The 20411-nt window shown below is 61.6% G+C and carries 20 protein-coding genes and 1 tRNA gene; 10 read left to right on the top strand and 11 right to left on the bottom strand.

The annotated features are described in order from the left end of the window. Positions 1-170: 170 nt before the first annotated feature. Positions 171-983, top strand: a complete 813-nt coding sequence (locus CXZ10_RS11285; RefSeq protein ID WP_342212732.1) for a 3'-5' exonuclease — start codon at positions 171-173, stop codon at positions 981-983. A gap of 132 nt (positions 984-1115) precedes the next feature. Here the strand turns inward: CXZ10_RS11285 and CXZ10_RS11290 are convergent, their stop codons facing one another. Next, positions 1116-1928 (bottom strand): hypothetical protein, encoded by an 813-nt coding sequence (locus CXZ10_RS11290; RefSeq protein WP_101289309.1) that lies wholly within the window; start codon positions 1926-1928, stop codon positions 1116-1118. Positions 1929-2320: 392 nt separating this feature from the next. Here CXZ10_RS11290 and CXZ10_RS11295 point away from each other — a divergent pair, with 392 nt between their 5' ends. Continuing rightward, positions 2321-3955, top strand: coding sequence for a DUF6119 family protein (locus CXZ10_RS11295; protein WP_101289311.1), 1635 nt, complete (start codon positions 2321-2323; stop codon positions 3953-3955). Between the two features lie 28 nt (positions 3956-3983). On the opposite strand, the gene CXZ10_RS11300 is transcribed toward CXZ10_RS11295, so the two are convergent. Next, positions 3984-5303: a tyrosine-type recombinase/integrase gene (locus CXZ10_RS11300; RefSeq protein WP_143741519.1), complete on the bottom strand. Its 1320-nt coding sequence runs from the start codon at positions 5301-5303 to the stop codon at positions 3984-3986. A 169-nt stretch (positions 5304-5472) separates the two neighbouring features. Beyond that, positions 5473-5841 carry a hypothetical protein gene (locus CXZ10_RS11305; protein WP_101289315.1) on the bottom strand — a complete coding sequence of 123 codons (369 nt, stop codon included), beginning with the start codon at positions 5839-5841 and terminating at the stop codon, positions 5473-5475. A gap of 346 nt (positions 5842-6187) precedes the next feature. On the opposite strand from CXZ10_RS11305, the gene CXZ10_RS11310 reads away from it, so the two are divergent. Beyond that, positions 6188-7207 (top strand): hypothetical protein, encoded by a 1020-nt coding sequence (locus CXZ10_RS11310; protein WP_101289316.1) that lies wholly within the window; start codon positions 6188-6190, stop codon positions 7205-7207. 318 nt (positions 7208-7525) lie between these two features. Here the strand turns inward: CXZ10_RS11310 and CXZ10_RS11315 are convergent. The 7 genes from CXZ10_RS11315 to CXZ10_RS11345 form a co-directional block, all read right to left on the bottom strand. Then, positions 7526-7600: transfer RNA gene (locus CXZ10_RS11315), tRNA-Thr, on the bottom strand. A 281-nt stretch (positions 7601-7881) separates the two neighbouring features. Next, positions 7882-8955, bottom strand: a complete 1074-nt coding sequence (locus CXZ10_RS11320; RefSeq protein WP_101289318.1) for an ABC transporter ATP-binding protein — start codon at positions 8953-8955, stop codon at positions 7882-7884. A gap of 50 nt (positions 8956-9005) precedes the next feature. After that, the gene (locus CXZ10_RS11325) at positions 9006-9830 is read right to left on the bottom strand and encodes a carbohydrate ABC transporter permease (protein WP_101289320.1); all 825 of its coding nucleotides are present in this window, start codon (positions 9828-9830) and stop codon (positions 9006-9008) included. Then, positions 9827-10759 carry a carbohydrate ABC transporter permease gene (locus CXZ10_RS11330; RefSeq protein WP_101289322.1) on the bottom strand — a complete coding sequence of 311 codons (933 nt, stop codon included), beginning with the start codon at positions 10757-10759 and terminating at the stop codon, positions 9827-9829. The genes CXZ10_RS11325 and CXZ10_RS11330 overlap by 4 nt, the downstream gene beginning before the upstream one ends. A gap of 35 nt (positions 10760-10794) precedes the next feature. Continuing rightward, positions 10795-12096, bottom strand: coding sequence for an ABC transporter substrate-binding protein (locus tag CXZ10_RS11335; protein WP_210199909.1), 1302 nt, complete (start codon positions 12094-12096; stop codon positions 10795-10797). 101 nt (positions 12097-12197) lie between these two features. Further along, a complete protein-coding gene (locus CXZ10_RS11340) occupies positions 12198-13358 on the bottom strand; it encodes a serine hydrolase domain-containing protein (RefSeq protein ID WP_210199910.1) in 1161 nt (386 codons plus the stop codon). Next, the gene (locus CXZ10_RS11345) at positions 13355-14296 is read right to left on the bottom strand and encodes a glycoside hydrolase family 68 protein (protein ID WP_101289328.1); all 942 of its coding nucleotides are present in this window, start codon (positions 14294-14296) and stop codon (positions 13355-13357) included. The genes CXZ10_RS11340 and CXZ10_RS11345 overlap by 4 nt, the downstream gene beginning before the upstream one ends. A 152-nt stretch (positions 14297-14448) precedes the next feature. Between CXZ10_RS11345 and CXZ10_RS11350 the strand changes: the two genes are divergently transcribed. From CXZ10_RS11350 to hisD, 7 genes are all read left to right on the top strand, one after another. Beyond that, entirely contained in the window at positions 14449-15474 is a 1026-nt protein-coding gene (locus CXZ10_RS11350; protein WP_101289330.1) for a LacI family DNA-binding transcriptional regulator, read from the top strand. Between the two features lie 187 nt (positions 15475-15661). Further along, complete coding sequence (locus CXZ10_RS11355; RefSeq protein WP_101289332.1) at positions 15662-15871, top strand: hypothetical protein; 210 nt, start codon at positions 15662-15664, stop codon at positions 15869-15871. A gap of 59 nt (positions 15872-15930) precedes the next feature. Continuing rightward, the gene (gene murA / locus CXZ10_RS11360) at positions 15931-17220 is read left to right on the top strand and encodes a UDP-N-acetylglucosamine 1-carboxyvinyltransferase (protein ID WP_101289334.1); all 1290 of its coding nucleotides are present in this window, start codon (positions 15931-15933) and stop codon (positions 17218-17220) included. 4 nt (positions 17221-17224) lie between these two features. Further along, entirely contained in the window at positions 17225-17665 is a 441-nt protein-coding gene (locus CXZ10_RS11365; RefSeq protein ID WP_101289336.1) for a GNAT family N-acetyltransferase, read from the top strand. Positions 17666-17762: 97 nt separating this feature from the next. Continuing rightward, positions 17763-18260, top strand: a complete 498-nt coding sequence (locus CXZ10_RS11370) for an SRPBCC family protein (RefSeq protein WP_101289338.1) — start codon at positions 17763-17765, stop codon at positions 18258-18260. A gap of 158 nt (positions 18261-18418) precedes the next feature. Continuing rightward, entirely contained in the window at positions 18419-18850 is a 432-nt protein-coding gene (locus CXZ10_RS11375) for a DUF2948 family protein (protein ID WP_101289340.1), read from the top strand. Positions 18851-18886: 36 nt separating this feature from the next. Then, positions 18887-20176: a histidinol dehydrogenase gene (hisD, locus tag CXZ10_RS11380; protein ID WP_101289342.1), complete on the top strand. Its 1290-nt coding sequence runs from the start codon at positions 18887-18889 to the stop codon at positions 20174-20176. Between the two features lie 5 nt (positions 20177-20181). On the opposite strand, the gene CXZ10_RS11385 is transcribed toward hisD, so the two are convergent. Further along, complete coding sequence (locus CXZ10_RS11385; RefSeq protein WP_101289343.1) at positions 20182-20406, bottom strand: YgaP family membrane protein; 225 nt, start codon at positions 20404-20406, stop codon at positions 20182-20184. Between the last annotated feature and the right edge of the window lie 5 nt (positions 20407-20411).

The raw sequence follows: 20411 nt of genomic DNA on the forward strand, positions 1-20411 counted from the left end.
CCCAATTTGTTCTTCGTCAAACGAGGTATCGCGCGAAAAATCTATTACCGCAACTTATAGTTGTATTGATAGAGCTGATCGTTCCCCTTAGGGAAAATGTCGATCGGAGTAACGAAGACGAGCTTAAGTGTATTTTGGGCCGTCGGCCTTAGGAACGCTTTGGAGAGCCAATGGCATTCGACGAACTCATTGATTTGGAAGCAATCGCGAAGGCTCTTGAAGCGTCCCCGCATTACCGCGTTCTGCGGAAGCTTGCTCCTCGTTTGCCGGTGCTGGGAATTGCCGACGAGGAAACCAAGCTAGGCATCTACGTCGATACAGAAGCGACCGGTCTCGACACGGCTAGAGACGAGATCATCGAGTTGGCGATGGTGCCCTTCAGGTTCACACCAGATGGTACAGTCGTCCGTGTGCTGCCTGCCTTCAACAAGCTTCGCGAACCCTCGACCCCTATCTCGGCCGAGATCACTGATATCACCGGTATCACAAATGAGATGGTCGCTGGCTGTGCGATCGATCCAGACGAGGTAATCGCTTTCACGAGAGATGCCGATCTCATCGTCGCGCATAACGCCGCCTACGATCGAAAGATGCTTGAGCGTTTTGCTCCAGAAGCTTTCGAACATAAATGCTGGTCGTGCTCCATGTCGCAAGTGCCGTGGCGGGAGCAGGGGTTCGAGGGCACGAAGCTTGGGTATCTCGCAACTCAGTTCGGGTTCTTCTACGACAAGCATCGCGCCGTCAGTGACTGTCTCGCGGCCATAGAACTTCTTGCATCCAAGATGCCCAAGAGCGGCCGAACCGCCTTGGATCACATGTTGGAAGTGGCGCGTAAGCCCTCTTTCCGGATTTGGGCGACACACGCCCCTTACGAACTGAAAGACGTCTTGAAGGCGCGAAAATACCGCTGGAACGACGGCTCTGACGGCTTTCCGAAGGCCTGGCACGTTGACGTATTGAGGCGCTTCGAGAGGCAGAAATAGAGTTTCTACGAGCCGAAATATATCAGCGCGACGTCGAGATCTTAGCGACCAGAATAACAGCATATGAGCGGTTTTCGTCTCGCACCTAGACTCCGATTCCGCGTAACCACCCTGCAGACAAGGTGCGGCCATTTAGTCCATATGAGGCCCGCCTTTCGCGTTGTGGGGGCCTTGATAATTAAATCCCTTTTTGATCCGCTCCAGCGCTTCGGCTTTGCTAGCGTCCCACCGAGCTTTTAGCCACTGGTACTTCGCCAGAATTCCGTCGTCGTTGCGGTACTGCTGGATCCAGTTGTCAATCTTGACTTCGAGCCGCTTTGCAAGCTTTTCGTTCATAACGTAGGGCGCCAAGAAATCAGTCTCATAGTAGCCGTCGTCGCCGCGAACGACAAAAGACCAATGCTTAGGTAATTCGGAGGCTGCCGCAACAACGTCATCGTCGAGCGACCGGTCGATGATGATCCGTGGCATCCTGGCGACCTGGCTCTCGAGACAGTAGGCACGATTCATCGCAGGCCCGAAAGCTATCGCGTCCATGTGAAAGAGAGGCCCGACAGTTACCCCCCCGCGTAGCGGTAGCCCAAGCATGACCATGCTAGTTTGGAATTCTGTTACGAACTTCAGAAGCCGGTACAAGTCATAATGACCAGCGTAAGGAAAAGAAACAATGACGCTATCCGAGAACTGCGAATACTCATCCCGAGAGGGATGGTCTTCAGTCTCCGTTTCAACGTAATCTTTCGCTCGTGCCGCAAATGACCATACAGCATTCAATAGTATTTTCCGGATATTGGGATCGGCGTCCGATTCTTCGACGGCTTGTCGCCAGCCGAGGATATCAAAGAACGCAATCGCCCGCATTTGATATTCAACAGGGGCACTGTCGTCGTATGTCGCGATAAAATTCCTCGGGTCTCGTTGCTTTTCTCGTCCGAACATCGCCATAATTCTAAGCGTCCACACTGATAACTATGTTGACATATCGAAGTTTATTAAGGGCCATCCCATTGGTTTGTCGACCAGCTATGGGGCATTTATCGCGAGATCGCACCGCTCATTGCTCGAAGAGGTATCATGTTTCGAGTCGCTATCATCTTGCTGGATAACTCCCAGGAATAGACGGGATCGCCGGTGCCTTCGCTTATTCGTTGCATGGTTGAGAAGTTATGAGGAGTGTGTCCCACACGACTCGGAGTGGTTATACCTACGTCATGTAGACCGCTGTCCGCACGGTGATAGCGAGGGTGGCTATCCTAACGCATCGTTGCACAAGCTCGATTTCTATCAAAAATAGTACTCTACGCCTTTGCAAGTTAAGTGGGGCGGAGGGATGGGCGATGCCAAAATCAAAGACTTTCACCCTCTATCTCGCAAAGAGCGGGGTCGAGGACTTTGAGCGTGCGCTTACACAAGCGGCACAAGACAGAGTCTCTGCTAAAGACGCGACTGTAGTTGAGTCCGATGGCCTCGGCAGCAAAGCGATCGCCTATATCTTCGACAACGAACCCCGTTCTCCGCCATGGCTTTCTGACATTGGCGAGGTTTTCGATGGGCTTCCTGCTATAAAGAACAAATCGTCGTGTGCCGTCGTAGTATTTAAACATGCAAAGCGGATATTCATAACCTCGTTTGCGCATGGTTGGCAGTACATCGACGACTCGAGAATTGAGTCAGACTTTGGCCTTCGCGTCGCCGTCAATTCACTTAGCGATAGCAAACTAAGACGGATCGATCGAAGCCATCTTGGGGAGGCGATGAAAGGAGTCTCTCAGTCAGCCTTTCAACGAGATTTGCAAGCGTTTGGAATCGATGAGGCGCTGGACCTTGTGCGGCGAATAACTGGAAAAGCGGAGGATAGCGAATTTGCAAACAGTATCGCTGGCTCTACTTCGCTGAAAATTACGCGCGAGATGACATTGCCAGATTTAGCTGGAATCGCGGAAGAAGCTCTCACACGCTTCCAATCGGACGCTTATAAGAAAACCAGCTTCCAGATTATCGATAAAGTGCGTCCAATTCTCGATCAGGCGCTCTTGATGAAACTCGATGCGAAGGCGATTGAGGTCATCAAGGCGGGGCAGGACAGTTTCGAACTCGCGTTGCCGGGATGGTCAGAAGATGATGTTGTATACTACGGTTTCAGCGGCTTGCGAGTGCAAAGACGGTATCCAGATCTTTTGATGTCAAACTACCGGACTGAGCTTGGAGACGACATTGGTCGACTGGATATAGATTGCTTACATAAGCATGGCGTTATTGCTGAATTCGCCAGCGATGCGATGATCAAGAAACGCTGGAGTCTTAAAAAGGCACTGATCGGCTCGCTGGTGATCGACAACGGCCTATATGCGATCAGCGAGGGCGAATGGTATCGACTTGATCAACAGTTTAAGGACGATGTCGATGGTGTGTTCCATGAATTGGTTAAGGGGTGGGACTCAACGCCGCTCAAAATAATAAAGAAGGTCTCAGAAGACGGGAAAAGGACGGGGTTTGAGAGCGAGCTTGAATACAATAAAAGATGTGCCTCATACTACGGGCAGCTCTGTCTAGATCAAGAGATACTGCCGGTCGTATCGATACCCTATGGGAAATTTGAGTCGTGCGATCTGATCGATATCGCTGGCAAAAGACTCATACATGTCAAAAAGAGTTCGCGCCAATCGAGCGTACTTAGTCACTTTTTCAAACAAGGAAGCAACTCAGCGCGGATTCTCAAAACCTACCCGGAGGCCCGACAAGTTCTTTTGGAAAGGGTGCGCGCTTTATCAAACGGCGCCGCTGCAGAACACTTGAGAGAGAACCTCGGTGACACCCTCTCCGGTTGGACTGTTGAGTTTCACATCATTGATGCTCCGCGCCCGAATGGTTCGTTTGCTATCCCGTTTTTCAGCCGAATCACGCTTAGGGAGGAGGCGCGAACATTAAGAGGAATGACATTCGGGGTGGTGCTCAGATTCATTCCCACGTGATTGTTGCCAACTCTGAGAAGAGCTTCGCTCAATCGTAACTCCCTTCGAGCTGCTTCGCCAAATCCTCCGGCACGACATCCGAGTAGTACATCTCGATCATCCGAACTGATGTCCGCATATTGATCGCCAACGTATAGACGTCGGTTCCCTTTCTGAGCTGCCGGGTCGCATAGGTGTGTCGGAAGCTGTAGGCGGAACGAACTTGGCCGAACACGTCGGTCTTGAGTTTGGCCGCTTCCAACAGCGCGTTGAGACTCTTTTTGTAGGATTGCGCTCGTTCACCGGAGGCGTTGACGAACATAGGCTCGTCGTCTCTCGGCTCCCGCCCGTGAACCTTTTTGAAAGCGTCCCAAAGAGCGGCGAAACTCGTGGCTGCACCAATATTCGGGACAAGTTGTTGCGGCTTTTTGCCTTTGCCGTAGGCCAGAATGCGAATGCGCTGCTCGACGATTGGTTTGTCTCGCTCTTCCTTGAAGCCAACGATATGCGCCCAATCGAGGTTGAATAGCTCAGTCGGTCGCATGCCTGTTTCGAGTGCGATGTTGATGAACCAGTAGAGCACCGTTCGCTCATAGGCGACGCGGCTGACAGAAGGCGTGATCTCTTTGCCGTCCATGTCCTTCCAGGAGTTCGGCTGTTGCTTGCCTCGGCGCTGAGGAGTGAGAACGTCGATCATCCGTTGCTCTGCGACCTGCATGAGCTTGGCAACCTCGGCGTCAGTGAAGGACGGCCGCTTGTTCCGCTCTTCGGCAACCAGATCGATCTTGGGAATGTCGGATGCCTTGAGGTAGCCCAGCCGCACAGCGTGTTTGAACACCGACCGCATGGTGACGGCTTCCCGGCGCAGCGTGCTCAGCGTCGCCTCGATATGCTGGGCAGGACGGATCACTCGGCGTCCCTTTCGCTCGTAGGCGATATGCGTCTCTTTTGCCCCAGGACCGCTCGTCCAGTAGCTTCGTCGCCATTCCATGTAGCTGTGAAGCTTCGGGACGCTGATAGCTGTTATGGGGCTTCTACCGAAGAAGGGGACCATATAGCGATCAAGCACGCCTCGGTCGGCTGCGACCTTGGACAGCTTTGATGGATTGCTCCCGGCTTCCAACTGGGCGCTTTCGAGATACTGGCGAGCGACCTTGTCGAAGGAAGTTTTTCCTGGAAGCGTTCCTTGCTCTGCGCTCCAGAGGGCGCGTTGATATTCGATCTCAGCGCGTCGCTTGGCGTCTTCCTCGTCGCTGGTCTTCAGACAAATGCGTTTCTGCCCTTGGCCGGGTATGGAGAACCGAACCCAGAGGCTCGGGCTATCTACTCGGGAAAATACAACATAGGGCAGTTTGGGCTGAACAGTCATCGGTGCCGTCTTGAGCTTAATTAACTGGGCATCAGCTGGGTACTGGTGGTAGATACCAAGCAACGCTAAGCTATTGAAATTAAATACGAAGGGCAAGCCTATATTGGGAGGGACAAAGCTTAGATTAAAGCTCGACGGGCGGGCCGTAGAAATTCAACCAGGAGAAGCCTTACTTTTTCGGCCGCGCGACGCCTCGTTGATCCTTATATAGGACAACTACTTTGCTAATCCGCTCGTTGAGCTTCCGGGCAATTCTGTCGGGGTCTTTCTTGGGCGGCTCTGCCCGCTTCACCTCAACGGGGACGAGCTTTTTCCTGAGGGCACTTGCAGTTTGCACGCGCTTTGCTGCCTTCGCTCGCTTCTCCGCTTCCTTCCTCCGCTTTGCCTCGGCCTTCGCCTCTCTTCTCTGCTTGACCTGGGCCAATTGCTCCGGATCGGTGTTCACCACGAGTGGACGCTTTTTCTTTGTAAACGTGAACCAGCCGGACCTCGCGCCTATTACGGTAGATCCTCCGAGATACGAGCCGCTGCGTGACATAAGCCCTCCATTTCGCCGCATTGACTAGCAGTAACTAGGTTCAACCACAGATAGGTCGAAAAGCTTGATGAGTGTTAAATTCCCAACTCTGCGCCGGCAGACAGCCGTCTCAATAGAATGACATTGTGAGCTGCATGTCATGCACAGTTTGCACGGTGCTAAAGGCGAGATCCGGACACCTTTGCTATGATCTTTGGTTTCAAATATCGTTGCGTTCTTTGCTGGCATTGGCACTGACGTCGGTCCGGACTTTGGTCGGAAGTGAATGATAAATCCGTCTTTTCAATTGCCTCCAAAGCCGCACTGAATAACACTCGGTGAGCGGCGGTATGCTTGGAATTGAGTCATGAGCGACGAGAATACCCCTAATCGACGGATAGACGAGATCAGAGACTCCGCCTTGAGTTTCAAAGTTGGCGATGAGAGCGAAGGCGAGATCAGAGCTATTATCCCTATCCAGAATAACCTTTACGTTGTAAAAGATAGGGTTATCTACAGCGTAATACTTGCGGACGATATTGATCCTAATAGAACTAGAGAAGATATTCCAAACGCGATGCAGAAGGTCGTTGAGGCTGGGGCGCTTGATGATGTGGTTATAAGAACATTCTTGACTGGATATGGGCTGTTTAGGAAAGAGAGAGTTGCGGTCGGGGTGGATTATGAAGCCGCATTATTAGTTGTGTTTGATATAATGGAGGATTTGTTATCTGCAAAATCCATCATTTCAGATATTGAAGACGTGATTTTGAAGAACAGAGAGAAAAAGATATACCCCGAGGGAGGTGTTGTTGTGTTGCCGTCGCTTCCGAATATCGGAGCCAGGACAAAGAGCGTTATTCAAAAAATAGATCATGCGTTGATAAATATCTATAAATTAGCATGTGTATTCTATGGCGAAGAAACCCTCCGGGGGGCTGGACCTTGGCTCGATGGTCTGTCGAAGTATCTTTCTGGGACGCTCGCGGGAGATGAGAAATTCGTTGAAGTTGCGAAAAATATCGCTGTGTTCGGCAAGGCGGCAAGGAATGTCAGACATTGCATTGAACATCCCAAGTCGGGGCAGCGTATAGTCCTGACTGACTATCAGATTTCGCCCAACAAAAATCTGGTCGAGCCCTCGATTGAGGTAATTCATAAGGATACCCCGTTTGAGAAGGCTTGTATTAGTGATTTTATGAACTACTTACTTGATAGTACCCTAACCGGGGCGGAACTATTGATGGCTTTTCTTGCGGCGTATCATATGGCGCCTTTGGGAGGGTTTGAAATTGGGGTTGGTGAAATACCCGTGGACCAACGGAGAGATGGGGTTCGCTATGGTTACCTTATCAATCTCGGTGGAAAGCTTCATCGGCTAGGATAGTTTTTTAGCTCGCCAACGTGCGCTTCAATATCGAGCGCTTCGTGCGAAGTCCTTTTTGTGGATTTGGACGCGGCGAGCCGAGCCTGAGGACGCTTAGCCTGACCGTAGAAATACGCTGTTGGGCGTTCGGCTGGTCGCCACCAGCGAGTTACTGTGCTGCGTCGGTGTGCTAGGTGCGTGCTAATAGCACGCTCAAGGCTACCCCTAACCCCTTGAATTTCATGGCCCGAGAATCTGCGTGCTAACAGCGTGCTAGCCCGATTTTGCACAGAAACCCGCGGAATTCTTAGGAAAAGCTCAGCTATTTCAAGGGATTAATGGTGCTGCGAGAGAGGATTGAACTCTCGACCTCTCCCTTACCAAGGGAGTGCTCTACCACTGAGCTACCGCAGCATCTTTTGTCCGCCGGAAGGCCTCGCGACCGCTCGTCGGGGACGGGCGTTCTCCTGCCACAGTTCGTTCCACCGTGCAACCCCGTCAGCAGGAATTTGAACGGCAAAAAAGCGGGTGTGGCAGGTTGGCCCGCGATGAGGTCCGGTAAAGACGGGCTTTGCCGGCGAAATCAATGGCCAAAGCCGCGCGGGCCCCAGGCGGGGCAGCTTCAGCGGACTCGGGACAGAGCGAAGACGGAGGCGGAGCTTGATGAATGGACGGGCCCCGTGGGCGACCGTCCGTCAGAGCCGCCGCCCGTCGTTATCAAAGAGATGTGCATCATCCGGCGCCAAGCCGAGGCGGGCAGCGGCTCCCAAGGCGACGTCGCGCTGGCCGGCCAGGGCGGCCGTGACCTCGGTTGCCGCGTCAAGCCGGATGCGGACGATCGTCTCGTTGCCGAGGCGCTCGACCAGCGTCACCTCGCCGCCGATCGGCCCGGTGTCGTCGAGCAGCAGCGCGTGAGGACGGATGCCCAGGGTGAGCCTGTCGCCGGGAAGCATCCACGAGCGGGGCGCAGCCACGGCCGGCGCCGCGAGCAACGGGCTTGCGAGGCGAATGGCATCGTCGGTCACGCTGTCGACGGTCACCGCGAGGAAGTTCATCTTCGGCGAGCCGATGAAGCCGGCGACGAACAGGTTGGCGGGCCGGTTGTAAAGGTCGAGCGGCGAGCCGACCTGCTGCACGATGCCGCCCTCCAGCACGACGATCTTGTCGGCCAGCGTCATGGCTTCGACCTGGTCATGCGTCACGTAGACCATGGTGGCGCCGAGGTCGGTGTGCAGGCGCGCCAGCTCCATGCGCATGTCGACGCGCAGCGCCGCGTCGAGGTTGCTGAGAGGTTCGTCGAACAGGAACACGTCGGGCTCGCGCACGATGGCCCGGCCGATGGCGACGCGTTGCCGCTGACCACCGGAGAGCTGGGCCGGCTTGCGGTCGAGCAGATGCTCCATCTGAAGCACCCGCGCCGCCGCGCGGATCTTGGCGTCGCGCACCGCCTTCGGCGTGCCGGCGAGCTTCAGCCCGAAGCCTACGTTGTCGTAGACCGTCATGTGCGGGTAGAGCGCATAGGACTGGAACACCATGGCGACGCCGCGATCGCGCGGCTCGACGTCGTTGACGAGGCGGTCGCCGATTTCCAACCGGCCGGAGGTGGTTTCCTCGAGGCCGGCGATCATTCTCAAGAGCGTCGACTTGCCGCAGCCGGACGGGCCGACGAACACCACGAACTCGCCGTGCTCGACCTCGAGGTCGACACCCTTGATCACCTCGACGGCGCCGAAATTCTTGCGCACGTCCTGAAGTTTCAGCCCGGCCATTGATGCGTCTCCCATGCGGGGCTTGCGCCCGTCTCAAGTAAAGCGGCGCGTCATCCCTTGACCGAGCCCTGAAGGAGCGCCGCGACGAAGTGGCGCTGGAAGGCCAGGAACAACAGGACGGTCGGGGCCAGAATGAGCAGCGAGCCGGCACAGAGCAGCGGTACGTCGGTGCCCCATTGCCCCTGGAAGGCGCCGAGGGCGCCGGCCATCGTGCGTCGGCTCGGGTCCTTCACCAGCACCACCGGCAGCAGGAACTGGTTCCAGGTCCACAGGAACAGGAGGATGGTCAGCGACATGATGGCCGGGCGGGCGAGCGGCACCTGGACGAGCCAGAACTCCTTCCAGCGCGTGGCGCCGTCGAGCTGCGCCGCCTCGGTGAGGTCGTTGGGCACGTTGAGGAAATGGGCGCGCATCCAGTAGACCGAGAAGGGCATGTAGAGGCCGATCAGCGGCAGGATGATGGCAAATCGGGTATTGAGCAGGCCGAAGGCGCGGACCTCGTAATAGAGCGGGGTGATCACCGCCTCGAAGGGCAGCGTCAGGCCGGCGACGAACACGAGATAGATCCACCTGTTGCGGCCGCCGGTCAGCTTGGCGAGGCCATAGCCGGCCATGGTGGCCGCCAGCACCGACACCGGTACGACGCCGAGCACGATCAGCGTGCTCGATAGCACGAGCTGACCCATGTTGGCCGCCTCGAAGGCCCTGGCAAAGTTGCTCCATTGCGGATCGGCTGGCCAGCTGAGGCCGTTCGGATAGCTGCCAGACGGAGCGAGCGCCGCCGTGAACATGCTGAGGAACGGCAGCAGCGTCACCGTCATCAACAGCGCGAGAAGGAGGCGCGCCAGCCAGGTCTTGGGTTTGGCAGCCGTCATTTCTTCTCTCGCGCGTACCACTGGACGGGGGTGATGGCGATCAGCACCAGCACCATCAGGACGATGGCCAGCGCCGAGGCGAGGCCGACCTGCCGGTGGGCGAAGGCGAGCCGGTAGATTTCGAGGCCGGGCACCATGGTGGTGATGCCGGGGCCGCCGCCGGTCGCGATGTAGACGATGTCGAAGCTGGCCAGTGCCGAGATGACGGTGACCGTGACGCAGACGCCGATCTCCTGCCGGAGGCCGGGCAGCGTGACGTAGCGGAACTCGTGCCAGGGTCTGGCGCCGTCGAGCCGGGCCGCCTCGTAGAGGCTGGGATCGATCTTGGTGATGCCGGTGACCAGCAGCATGGTGCAGAGGCCGAGCAGCACCCAGGCGCCGATGATGCCAACGGCGGGCAGGGCGAAGTCGAAGTCGCCGAGCCACCCGCGCGTCCAGTCGGCAAGGCCGACGGCGGTCAACATCTGATTGACGAGACCGGTCGAGGCGAACATCCAGCTCCAGGCGATACCGGCGGCGACCAGCGGGATCACCTGCGGCAGGAACAGAACCGTGCGCGTCAGCGTGCCGAAGGTGCCGGCCATGTGGCCGCGGATCGCTGAGGCCACGGCGAGGCCGAGCAGGACCGGGATCACCGTGAAATAGAGCACCAGCTCGAAGGCGTTGCCGATGATCGAGAGAAGGTCGGGGTCGGTCAGCACCGTCACATAGTTGGCAAGCCCGGTGAACCGGGCCTTGCCGATGCCGTCCCAACGCAGCGTCGAGTAGTAGAGCGACATGATGAGCGGAGCCAGCACGAACACGGCATAGGCTGTGAAGGCCGGCAACACGAACAGTATGGCCGTATATCGAGCCCTGCGGCTCCGCCCGGTCGGCAGAAGTCGCAAGGCCCGCGGCCGAGCGTCGGTGAGGGGCGTTCCGTCGGTCATGCCGGGCTCCGCTCGTCTTCTTCGTCTCTCGCCGCTCAGCGGGAGAGTTGGGTCTCGTATTCCTTCTGGACCGCCTTCAGCAGGCCATCCGCCGTCTGCTGCCCGCCAATCATCTTCTGAAGTTCGGGCGTCCAGCCCGAGGCGAAGATGGCGCCGGTGGCGTTGGCGATGAAGTCCATGGCGCCGTTGTCCTTGGCGAGCGTCTGGCCGGCGGCCAGCGTCGCCTCGGTCACCGAGCCGGGCGTCACCGCGGGGATCGGCAGGTCGGCCGGGCCGCCGGGGTTGGAACCGCCGACTTCCACGTTGATTTTGCGCGCGTCGGGGTTGGTCGCCACCCAGTTGAGGAAGAAGGCGGCGCAATCGGCGTGGGCCGCCTTGGCAGCGATGCCGAAGGTGAGCGGGGCCGACATGGCGGCATGGCGGCCGCCGGCCTCGACGGAGGGCATCAAGAAGAAGCCGAATTTGCCCGTCGCCTGCTTGTCGAGATTGCCGGATTCCCAGTCGCCGTTGAACATGAACAGGCCTTCACCGCCGATGAAGCGGCTCATCATCTGGAAATACTCGATGGCGTTGGCGTCCTTCGGGAAGTAGCCGGCCTTGATCCAGCCTTCGAGATGCTGGGCCGCCTTGAGATTGTCGGGCGTGTCGATACTGGCGCCGTCCTTCTGGAAGATCCAGTCGTTGATCGGCTCCGGCGCGCCATAGGCGCCCATCAGGTTCTGCAGCGGGAAGGCGAGGCCGCCGGTGGCCTTGTTCCACTGCATGATCGGCTGGATGCCGGCCTCCTTGGCCTTGGCGAGGGCGGCGTCGAGATCGGCCAGCGACTTCGGCGCTTCCGTCATCCCGACCTTGGCGGCCAGCTCCTTGTTGTAGAACACGCCGGTCATCGAGTAGTTGAGACCCATGGCATAGAGCGAGCCGCTGCCGCGCGGCCGTCCGCCCTGCTCGACCCGCAACTGAACGAGCTGCGACGGCGGGAACTTGTCCCAGCCGAAGGCCGTGAAATAGGGGTCGAGGTTGGCGAGGAGGTCGTTGGCGACGAGATCGCTCATGGTCGGCAGCCGGATGAGATCCGGCGCGTCGTCCTCCGACAGCGTGCGCGGGCTGTTCTCCAGGAGGTTGGCGAACTGGTCTTCCTTGATGTCGAAGGTCACGTTCGGAAACTGCCGGGTGAACTCTTCGGCCAGCTTGGTCGGCAATGGGAAACCCGTCTCGAAATAGGCGTTGAGCACCACCGGATCGGCGCCGCAGCTTGGCGCGGCCTCAGCGCCGCCGGACAGGAGCGTCACCGGAAGGGCGACGCCGAACAACAGCCTTGTGGAAAGCCTGGCTCTCATGATCATCTCCTCCTTATACGCCGGCAAGCGGCGGCTGGCCGCTCCGTCTCCATCTCCCGCCGCGCCGCCCGGCTCCTCAGCCACGGACGTCGGCGGCCTCCTCACACCAGCGAGCGCAGCGCGTCGATGATCGCCGTCGCCCGCCGATCCTCAGGCCCCATCATCCAGTTGGTGACGAAGCCAAACCCGATCCGGCGTTCCGGATCGGCAAAGCCAACCTGGCCGCCGGCGCCGTCATGCCCGAAGCATTTCGGCCCGGTGTAGCGGCGGGCCTCCGAATCGAGCTGAAAACCGGCACCCCAGCGCGCGTAGGGCGGAATGGCCGCGAACACCGGCTCGCCGCCCGACCGCTCCTTGGTGGCGGCAGCAATTGTCTCGTCGTCGAGCAGGCGGACGCCGCTGGTGGAAACCACTGTCGCCGACCAGATGGCGGCGAGAGCCCGTGCCGAGGCGATGCCGCCGGCCCCGGGTATCTCGGCCGCCCTGATGCGGCGGTCGTTGAAGCCGCCATCGGCAGTGACGAGGTCGGCGGGCAGCGCCGACCCCAGCGTCATCGCGCGGTAGGGCCAGTTGGGGGCGGGCTTCAGCGCTTCCGTGGCCCAGAGTTCGCTGAGCGCCGGACTGACTTGCAGATGGGCCGGCCGATCCGCCTCGCTGTCCGGCAAGCCGATCCAGGCGTCGACGCCAAGCGGGCCGGCGATCATCTCCTGAAACAGGCGGCCGACGCTGCAGCCGGCGATCCGCCTGATCACCTCGCCATTGAGCCAGCCGTGGGTGATGGCATGGTAGGCATAACCGGTGCCCGGTTCCCACAGCGGCTCCTGCGCCGCCAGCACGGCCGCCATGCGGTCCCAATCGACGATATCGGCCTCGGTAAGGTCGGCCCGCGTCGCCGACAGACCGGCCCGATGGGACAGGGCGTCGCCGACGGTGACCTTCGCCTTGCCGGCCGTCGCGAACTCCGGCCAGTGGCGGCTCACCGGATCGTCATAGGAAAGGCGCCCGTCTTGCACGAGGCGCGCCGCCAGGATCGACAGCAGCCCCTTGGTGCAGGAGAAGACCACCGAGGGCGTGTCGTCAGTCCAGGCGCGACCATCGCGTTCGTCGGCGATGCCGCCCCAGAGGTCGACGACCGTCTCGCCGTCGATCCGCACCGAAAGCGCCGCGCCCATGGTCGGATGGCCCGCAAAGCTGTCGGCAAAGGCGTCTGCCAGTGGTTCGAAGCCGGGAGCCATGGTGCCGGAGATGAGGGGCGCCATCATCTGTCCTCCAAGGCAAGGTAGCCGTCGGCATCGACCGTCAGGGCCATCGGGTCGGAAAGGCCGACGACGTCGCCGCCCTCAAAGAGGCAAGCGAGAAGCATCGGCTTTTTCTGCCGGTCGCACACGACGCGACCGGAATAATGGCTTTCGGGCAGCAGAAGCCGCGCCTCCGACGGGCAGACGTGGTCGAGTGAGGCCAGCGGCATCGTCCAGATGCCGCCGATACCCCCGGCCCTGTCACCGGCGAGCTTGCTGCTGTCGCAACTGAAGACCATGTGGGCGCAGCCCCCGACGTCGACGATCTGCATGACTTCGATATGAGCGTAGCCACTGCCCGGTAGTGACAATGGCGGCGCCGCCAGCCAGTGATCGAGATCCCTCGACGTGGCATGGCCGACGATCCCCCGGTCGAGCGGGTCGCCATCGCGGCTTCGCGCCGTTAACAGCATGTGCCAGTTGCCATCGGTGCCGCGGAACACCCAAGGGTCGCGCCAAGCCTCTTCGGGCCAGGGCGACGAGCCCAGCGTTTCGTACCAGCGGCGATCGGCCGACAAGAGCGAGCCGGGGCGCTTCTTCCAGACATTGAGGTCGGTCGATACCGCAAGCCCCACCGTCTCGACATTGGCTGGCCCTTTCTCGGACAGAAAGCGTGCGCCGGTGTAGAACATGCGCCAGAGCCCGGTGTCGTCGCGCACCACGCAACCCGTCCAGACGGCCGTCGCGTCGAAGGCCTCCTCCTCACCGCGTTCGAGAACCGGCCCACGATCGGTCCAGTGCCGGAGGTCGGTGGAAACGGCATGCCCGATGCGGGCGTTGCGGTGGCGGGCGTCGGGGTGGCCGAGCGACCTGGGAGCATTGAGGAAATAGAGATGATAGGTCGCCCCGTCATCGGCGATCCAGAAATCCCAGACCCAGCTTTGTGGCGGGCAGAAAACCATGGTGCGTCCCACAGCCCTTTGCTAAACCATCCTTGCTAAAACCATTTAGCAAATGCAATGGGCGGCGAAAGTTGTCAAGTGGCCTTAGGTCCGGCTATCCCAATGGTGATGGACGCGGGCTGAAAGAGCTGCAGTAGCGGAGAAGCGAACGAGTGCAGAAAAAGCGGGTCACTCTGGCCGACGTCGCCCGCCTTGCCGGGTTGTCGCCGACGGCCGCATCGATGATTCTCACCGGCCGGCCGGACACCCGTCTTTCTGCCGAAGCGCATGCCAAGGTGCATGCCGCTGCGGCGGAGCTCGGCTATCGTCCCAACGTGGCGGCCCGTGCCCTCAGGACCGATCAGTCGCGATCGATCGCCTTCATTTCAGACTATGTCGCGACCACCCGTTTTGCCAGCGGGCTCATTCGCGGTGCGCTGTCCGCCGCAGACGCTGCCAAGAACGTCCTCTTGGTGCTGGAGACCGGCGGCGAGCCGGCGCGGACGCTGCGGGCGATCGAGGCGGCGCTCGACCGTCAGGTCGACGGGGTGATTCTGGCGGCCATGCGGGCCCGCGAGGTTTTTCTTCCGGATATCGCCATTCCCGTGCCGACTGTCATGTTGAACGGCACCAACGCCCGCTTTCCAACCTCGGTGCTGCCGGACGAGTTCGAGGGCGGCCGGACCGCGGTTCGGCTTCTGGTGGAGGCAGGCGTCACCGATCGCCTCGTGCTGCTCGGGCACAATCCCGAGGACGAGCGCGGGCAGTTCCGCTCCGAGCCCATTTCGCGGCGTCTCGCCGGCATCCGGGCCGAGATGGCCGCCCATGGGCTGACCTTCGCCACCGAGCTGAGCTCCTGGGATTGGGAGGTGGCGAACGGCTACGACCTGGTGCGGCGCCTGCTCCGCAAGGAGCGCCCGAAAGGGCTGCTCTGCCTCAACGACCGCCTGGCGTTCGGCGCCTATCAGGCCCTCGGCGAGGCCCACCTGTCGATCCCCGGCGACGTGGCGCTGATCTCCTTCGACAATGACGAGCTGGCGTCCTATCTCCGCCCCGGCCTCACCACCATAGCGCTGCCGCACGGGAACATGGGGCAACTCGCCATCGAGTTGCTGCTCGGGGCAAAGCCGGCAGCGGGCGAGCATCTGGTGCCGATGTCGGCCGTGCGTCGGGGTTCCCTTCCGACGACCACCCTCTAGTTGGGTGGCATCCCGGCCGCCATAGTTCCGCCAACAGCCCGCCGCATGGAAGCGAAAACGCCGCGAAAGGGCTTCTCGCCGCTTTGCGCGTGCCTTGCTCGCGGGAAAAGCCGGCTTTGCTGACGAAATTCCTTGAAAGGCGGCGAAAAGGATCGCAAGGAAAGCCGGAAAGGGACGGCGCGGCATCATGGCAGGCGACGACGGCACGACAAGGGGCGGCGCGGGACGCGACGCCAAGGCGGAACGGGAGCGGCGTCTTGCCGAGGCCCTGCGCGAAAACCTGCTGAAGCGCAAGGCGCAGGCGCGCGGCCGTCGTGCCGGCGAGGCCGACCAGCGGGCCGGGCTCGCCGCGGCGCAGCCGGATCAGGCCAAGACGCCGGGCGGCGCCGACGAGTAGCGCCGCGGGCCGCACGACCGAACATGGATTTTTGCCGGCGTCGCCGGCCAGAGGTGAAGATGGACAAGATCAGGATCGTCGGCGGCAACCCGCTCAACGGCATCATTCCGATTTCCGGCGCCAAGAATGCGGCCCTGCCGCTGATGATCGCCAGCCTGCTGACCGACGAGACGCTGACGCTGGAAAACGTGCCCCGTCTCGCCGACGTGCGTCAGCTCACCAATATCCTCGTCAATCATGGCGTCGACTACGGCGTCAACGGCAAGCGCCAGGGCGAAGGGCTTCTGACCGGCCAGACCGTGTCGCTCACCGCCCGCTCGATCACCGACACCACCGCGCCCTATGAGCTGGTCTCCACGATGCGTGCGAGCTTCTGGGTGATCGGGCCGCTTCTCGCCCGCATGCACGCGGCGCGCGTGTCGCTGCCCGGCGGCTGCGCCATCGGCACGCGGCCGGTCGACCTGTTCCTGATGGGTCTCGAGAAGCTGGGCGCCAACATCGACGTCGAGGGCGGCTATGTGGTGGCCAAGGCGCCGGGCGGCCTTGTCGGCAACCGCGTCGTCTTCCCCAAGGTGTCGGTCGGCGCCACCCACGTCATCATGATGGCGGCGACGCTCGCCAAGGGCGAGACGGTGATCGAGAACGCCGCCCGCGAGCCCGAGGTGGTCGACCTCGCCCGCTGCCTCTCCGCCATGGGCGCGCGCATCACCGGCGCCGGCACGTCGACCATCGTCATCGAAGGCGTCGACCGCCTGCGCGGTGCCCGTCACCGCGTCGTTGCCGATCGCATCGAGACCGGCACCTATGCCATGGCCGTGGCGATGACCGGCGGCGACGTGCTGCTGGAGGGCGCCGAGGCGTCCTTGCTGGAAGCGCCCATCGAGGTGCTGCGTCAGGTCGGCACCGAGATCGACGAGACCAACAGCGGCCTGCGCGTTCGGCGCAACGGGGCCGGCATCGTGGCCGCCGACATCGTCACCGATCCCTTCCCCGGCTTCCCGACGGACTTGCAGGCGCAATTCATGGCGCTGATGACCCGGGCGCGCGGCACCGCCCGCATCACCGAGACCATTTTCGAGAACCGCTTCATGCATGTCGCCGAACTCGCCCGTTTCGGTGCGCACATCAGTCTGGAAGGGCAGGTCGCCACCGTCGAGGGCGTCGAGCGCCTGAAGGGCGCACCGGTGATGGCCACCGATCTCCGCGCTTCGGTGTCGCTGGTGATCGCCGGCCTCGCCGCCGAGGGCGAGACGGTGATCAACCGCGTCTACCACCTCGACCGTGGCTTCGAGCGGCTGGAAGACAAGATCGGCCGCTGCGGCGCCGTCATCGAGCGGATCAGCGGCTGATATCATGGATGTCGTGATCCGCGAGGCCGAGGCGAGCGACGAGGGAGCCTGGCGCCGTCTCTGGGCCGGCTATCTCGCCCACCTCGACAGCACGGTGCCGGATGAGGTCACCGCCCATACCTGGGCGCGCATCCTCGACCCGGGAAGCCCGGTGTTCTGCCGCCTCGCCATTGCGGACGACGCCGTGATCGGCTTCGCCGTCTGTCTTCTGCACGAGGGCAGTTGGGCGCTGACGCCGCACTGCTACCTCGAAGATCTTTTCGTCGATCCGGCAAGCCGCGGCCGCGGCGCCGGCCGGGCATTGATCGAGGATGTCCGCGCCCTCGCCAAGGCCAGGGGCTGGAACCGGCTCTACTGGCACACCTATGAGGACAACCCGGCCCGCCGTCTCTACGACGGCTTCGCCCCGGCGAGCGGCATGGTCGTCTACAAGCTGACGCCCTGATCTGCCCGGTTCGGCGGCCCGCGCCGGACGTTGATATGGCCGGCGGCTCCGGCATAATGGCGGCCCCGGCCAAGCGCCTCTGGGAGGACCGGACGCCATGATCGCCATCGACGCCTTCGATCCCGAACGCGACCTTCTCTTTGAACGTGTCGTGCAACTGCCGCGACGACTCATCTGGAAAGCCTGGACCGAGCCCGAGACGCTGATGAAGTGGTTCTGCCCCCGTCCCTGGGAGACGGTGAGCTGCCAGATTGATCTTTGGCCGGGCGGTCGCTTTGCAACCGTCATGCGCTCGCCCGAAGGCATCGAGGTGGCCGGAGCCCACTCCTATCTGGTCGTGGAGCCGGAAAGCCGTCTCATCTGGACGTCGGCGCTGACCGCCGGCTTTCGGCCGCACGCCCAGCCGACCAGCGACACCGACTTCGTCTTCACCGTGGCCCTGACTTTCTCGGACGAGGCGGGCGGCACCCGCTATCGGGCCCATGTCATGCATGCGACCCCCAAGGCGCGGCAGCGGCACGAGGACATGGGTTTTCAGGAGGGTTGGAGCACCGCGCTCGACCAACTTGTCGAGGCCATGGCCGGTCAGGTCTGACGCCGCTTGCCGCATCGAAGCGAACCGGCCTGTTTCCCTTCGCCCTTCAGGCGGCAAAGCCTTGCTTCGCCGCCTCATCCGCCCTATCTCAAGGCAACCTCGGCGGGGTGAGGTCTCCCTTTGCATCCCGCTGCCCTGACAGGAGCGGACAACCCTCCATGGACATGCTGAAACTCGCGGCTCTCGACGCCGAAGACCTCAAGGTGATCGCCGCCCACGCGCAGGACGCCGTCGGCAAGGTCGGCGACATCGTCTGGCGGCCGGCCGAGCATCGCCTTACCCTGGAACTCAACCGCTTTGCCTGGGAAAAGGCCGGCGGCCGTACCAAGGAACGCCGGCGCACGCTTCTGCATTTCGCCCGCGTCGGCGCGGTCAAGTCGGCCCATATCCGGCGCGATTTTCCCGATGCCATCGTCAGCCTGCTCACCATCCGCTTCGAGGGGCAGGACGACGACCCGTCGGGACGCATCTTCCTGGAGTTTGCCGGCGGCGGATCGATGCGGCTCGACGTCGAGTGCATCGAGGCGAGCCTGACCGATCTCGGCGCCGCCTGGGCCACCGAGCATCAGCCGCGCCACGATCTCAACTGACCGCCCGATCCTTTCGTTCTTCCGCTGGAGAGACCCGTGGCTATCCGCCTCGATGACCGCGCGCCCGATTTCGAGGCTCGCTTTTCCGCCTTCCTGACCACCAAGCGCGAGGTGTCGGCCGACGTCGACGCCGCCGTTGCCGACATCATCGCCGACGTGCGCGCCCGTGGCGATGCCGCGCTCCACGACTGGACGGGAAAGCTCGACCGCTTCGACAGCCGTGCCCGCGGCCTCCGCGTCTCCGAGGCGGAGATCGATGCGGCCGTCGCCGCGGTCAAGCCCGAGGTTATGGAGGCGCTGAAGCTCGCCCGCGACCGCATCGAGAGCCACCACGCTCGCCAGAAGCCGGGGAACGACCGGTACACCGATGCCATCGGCGTCGAACTGGGCTCGATCTGGACGGCCATCGAGGCGGTGGGCCTCTACGTGCCGGGCGGCACGGCGAGCTACCCTTCGAGCGTGCTGATGAATGCGGTTCCGGCCAAGGTGGCCGGCGTCGATCGTCTGGTCATGGTGGTGCCGACGCCGGGCGGCGAGGTCAACTCGCTGGTGCTGGCCGCCGCCCGGCTCGCCGGCGTCGACGAGGTCTACCGGATCGGCGGCGCGCAGGCGGTGGCGGCGCTCGCCTATGGCACCGAGACCATCCGGCCGGTGGCCAAGATCGTCGGCCCCGGCAACGCCTATGTCGCCGCCGCCAAGCGCCGGGTGTTCGGCACCGTCGGCATCGACATGATCGCCGGTCCGTCGGAGGTGCTGGTCATCGCCGACCGCGACAACGATCCCGACTGGATCGCCGCCGATCTGCTCGCCCAGGCCGAGCATGACAAGGCGGCGCAGTCCATCCTGATCACCGACGACGTCGCCCTCGCCGATGCGGTGGAAAAGGCGGTCGAACGCCAACTCGCGGCACTGCCGCGCGGCGGCATCGCCAGCGACTCCTGGCGCGACTACGGCGCCGTCATCCTGGTCGAGAGCCTCGACGGGGCCATACCGCTCAGCGACCGCATCGCGCCCGAACATCTGGAACTGGCCGTCGCCGACCCCGAGGCCATGCTGGGCCGCATCCGCAACGCCGGCGCCATCTTCATTGGTCATCACACACCGGAAGCCGTCGGCGACTATGTCGGCGGCTCCAACCACGTGTTGCCCACCGCGCGCTCGGCCCGCTTCTCGTCGGGTCTAGGCGTGCTCGATTTCATGAAGCGCACGTCGCTTCTGAAGGTGCCGCCGATGGCGTTGAGACAGATCGGCCCGGCCGCCATCGCCCTTGCCGAAGTCGAGGGGCTTGGCGGGCATGCGCGGAGCGTGTCGATCCGCCTTAATTGACCGGCTTACTGGCTGGTCTTGCAGGTGTTGATGCCGAGAAGCGCGTAGGCCCCGCAGAAGTTGAGCAGTCCTGTCGCCACGAGCGCAACGCCAATGAGGCCCACGAGCCACGCCCAGCCGCCGAGGCCCACAAAGGCCATGCCGGCAAGCGATGGCACCGCGATGATGAGAAGGATGACGCCGGCGATGAGCCGGATGAGGCGATCGGTTGAGCCGACGTTCTTGATCATGGCAC

Source organism: Pleomorphomonas diazotrophica (genome assembly GCF_002844595.1).
Lineage (GTDB): Bacteria > Pseudomonadota > Alphaproteobacteria > Rhizobiales > Pleomorphomonadaceae > Pleomorphomonas > Pleomorphomonas diazotrophica.

What these genes read in the sequence shown, in the direction of transcription:
- CXZ10_RS11285 (WP_342212732.1), top strand. Translation starts at nt 171, where the DNA reads ATGGCATTCGACGAACTCATTGATTTGGAAGCAATCGCGAAGGCTCTT.
- CXZ10_RS11290 (WP_101289309.1), bottom strand. Translation starts at nt 1,928, where the DNA reads ATGGCGATGTTCGGACGAGAAAAGCAACGAGACCCGAGGAATTTTATC.
- CXZ10_RS11295 (WP_101289311.1), top strand. Translation starts at nt 2,321, where the DNA reads ATGCCAAAATCAAAGACTTTCACCCTCTATCTCGCAAAGAGCGGGGTC.
- CXZ10_RS11300 (WP_143741519.1), bottom strand. Translation starts at nt 5,303, where the DNA reads ATGACTGTTCAGCCCAAACTGCCCTATGTTGTATTTTCCCGAGTAGAT.
- CXZ10_RS11305 (WP_101289315.1), bottom strand. Translation starts at nt 5,841, where the DNA reads ATGTCACGCAGCGGCTCGTATCTCGGAGGATCTACCGTAATAGGCGCG.
- CXZ10_RS11310 (WP_101289316.1), top strand. Translation starts at nt 6,188, where the DNA reads ATGAGCGACGAGAATACCCCTAATCGACGGATAGACGAGATCAGAGAC.
- CXZ10_RS11320 (WP_101289318.1), bottom strand. Translation starts at nt 8,955, where the DNA reads ATGGCCGGGCTGAAACTTCAGGACGTGCGCAAGAATTTCGGCGCCGTC.
- CXZ10_RS11325 (WP_101289320.1), bottom strand. Translation starts at nt 9,830, where the DNA reads ATGACGGCTGCCAAACCCAAGACCTGGCTGGCGCGCCTCCTTCTCGCG.
- CXZ10_RS11330 (WP_101289322.1), bottom strand. Translation starts at nt 10,759, where the DNA reads ATGACCGACGGAACGCCCCTCACCGACGCTCGGCCGCGGGCCTTGCGA.
- CXZ10_RS11335 (WP_210199909.1), bottom strand. Translation starts at nt 12,096, where the DNA reads ATGAGAGCCAGGCTTTCCACAAGGCTGTTGTTCGGCGTCGCCCTTCCG.
- CXZ10_RS11340 (WP_210199910.1), bottom strand. Translation starts at nt 13,358, where the DNA reads ATGATGGCGCCCCTCATCTCCGGCACCATGGCTCCCGGCTTCGAACCA.
- CXZ10_RS11345 (WP_101289328.1), bottom strand. Translation starts at nt 14,296, where the DNA reads ATGGTTTTCTGCCCGCCACAAAGCTGGGTCTGGGATTTCTGGATCGCC.
- CXZ10_RS11355 (WP_101289332.1), top strand. Translation starts at nt 15,662, where the DNA reads ATGGCAGGCGACGACGGCACGACAAGGGGCGGCGCGGGACGCGACGCC.
- murA (WP_101289334.1), top strand. Translation starts at nt 15,931, where the DNA reads ATGGACAAGATCAGGATCGTCGGCGGCAACCCGCTCAACGGCATCATT.
- CXZ10_RS11365 (WP_101289336.1), top strand. Translation starts at nt 17,225, where the DNA reads ATGGATGTCGTGATCCGCGAGGCCGAGGCGAGCGACGAGGGAGCCTGG.
- CXZ10_RS11370 (WP_101289338.1), top strand. Translation starts at nt 17,763, where the DNA reads ATGATCGCCATCGACGCCTTCGATCCCGAACGCGACCTTCTCTTTGAA.
- CXZ10_RS11375 (WP_101289340.1), top strand. Translation starts at nt 18,419, where the DNA reads ATGGACATGCTGAAACTCGCGGCTCTCGACGCCGAAGACCTCAAGGTG.
- CXZ10_RS11385 (WP_101289343.1), bottom strand. Translation starts at nt 20,406, where the DNA reads ATGATCAAGAACGTCGGCTCAACCGATCGCCTCATCCGGCTCATCGCC.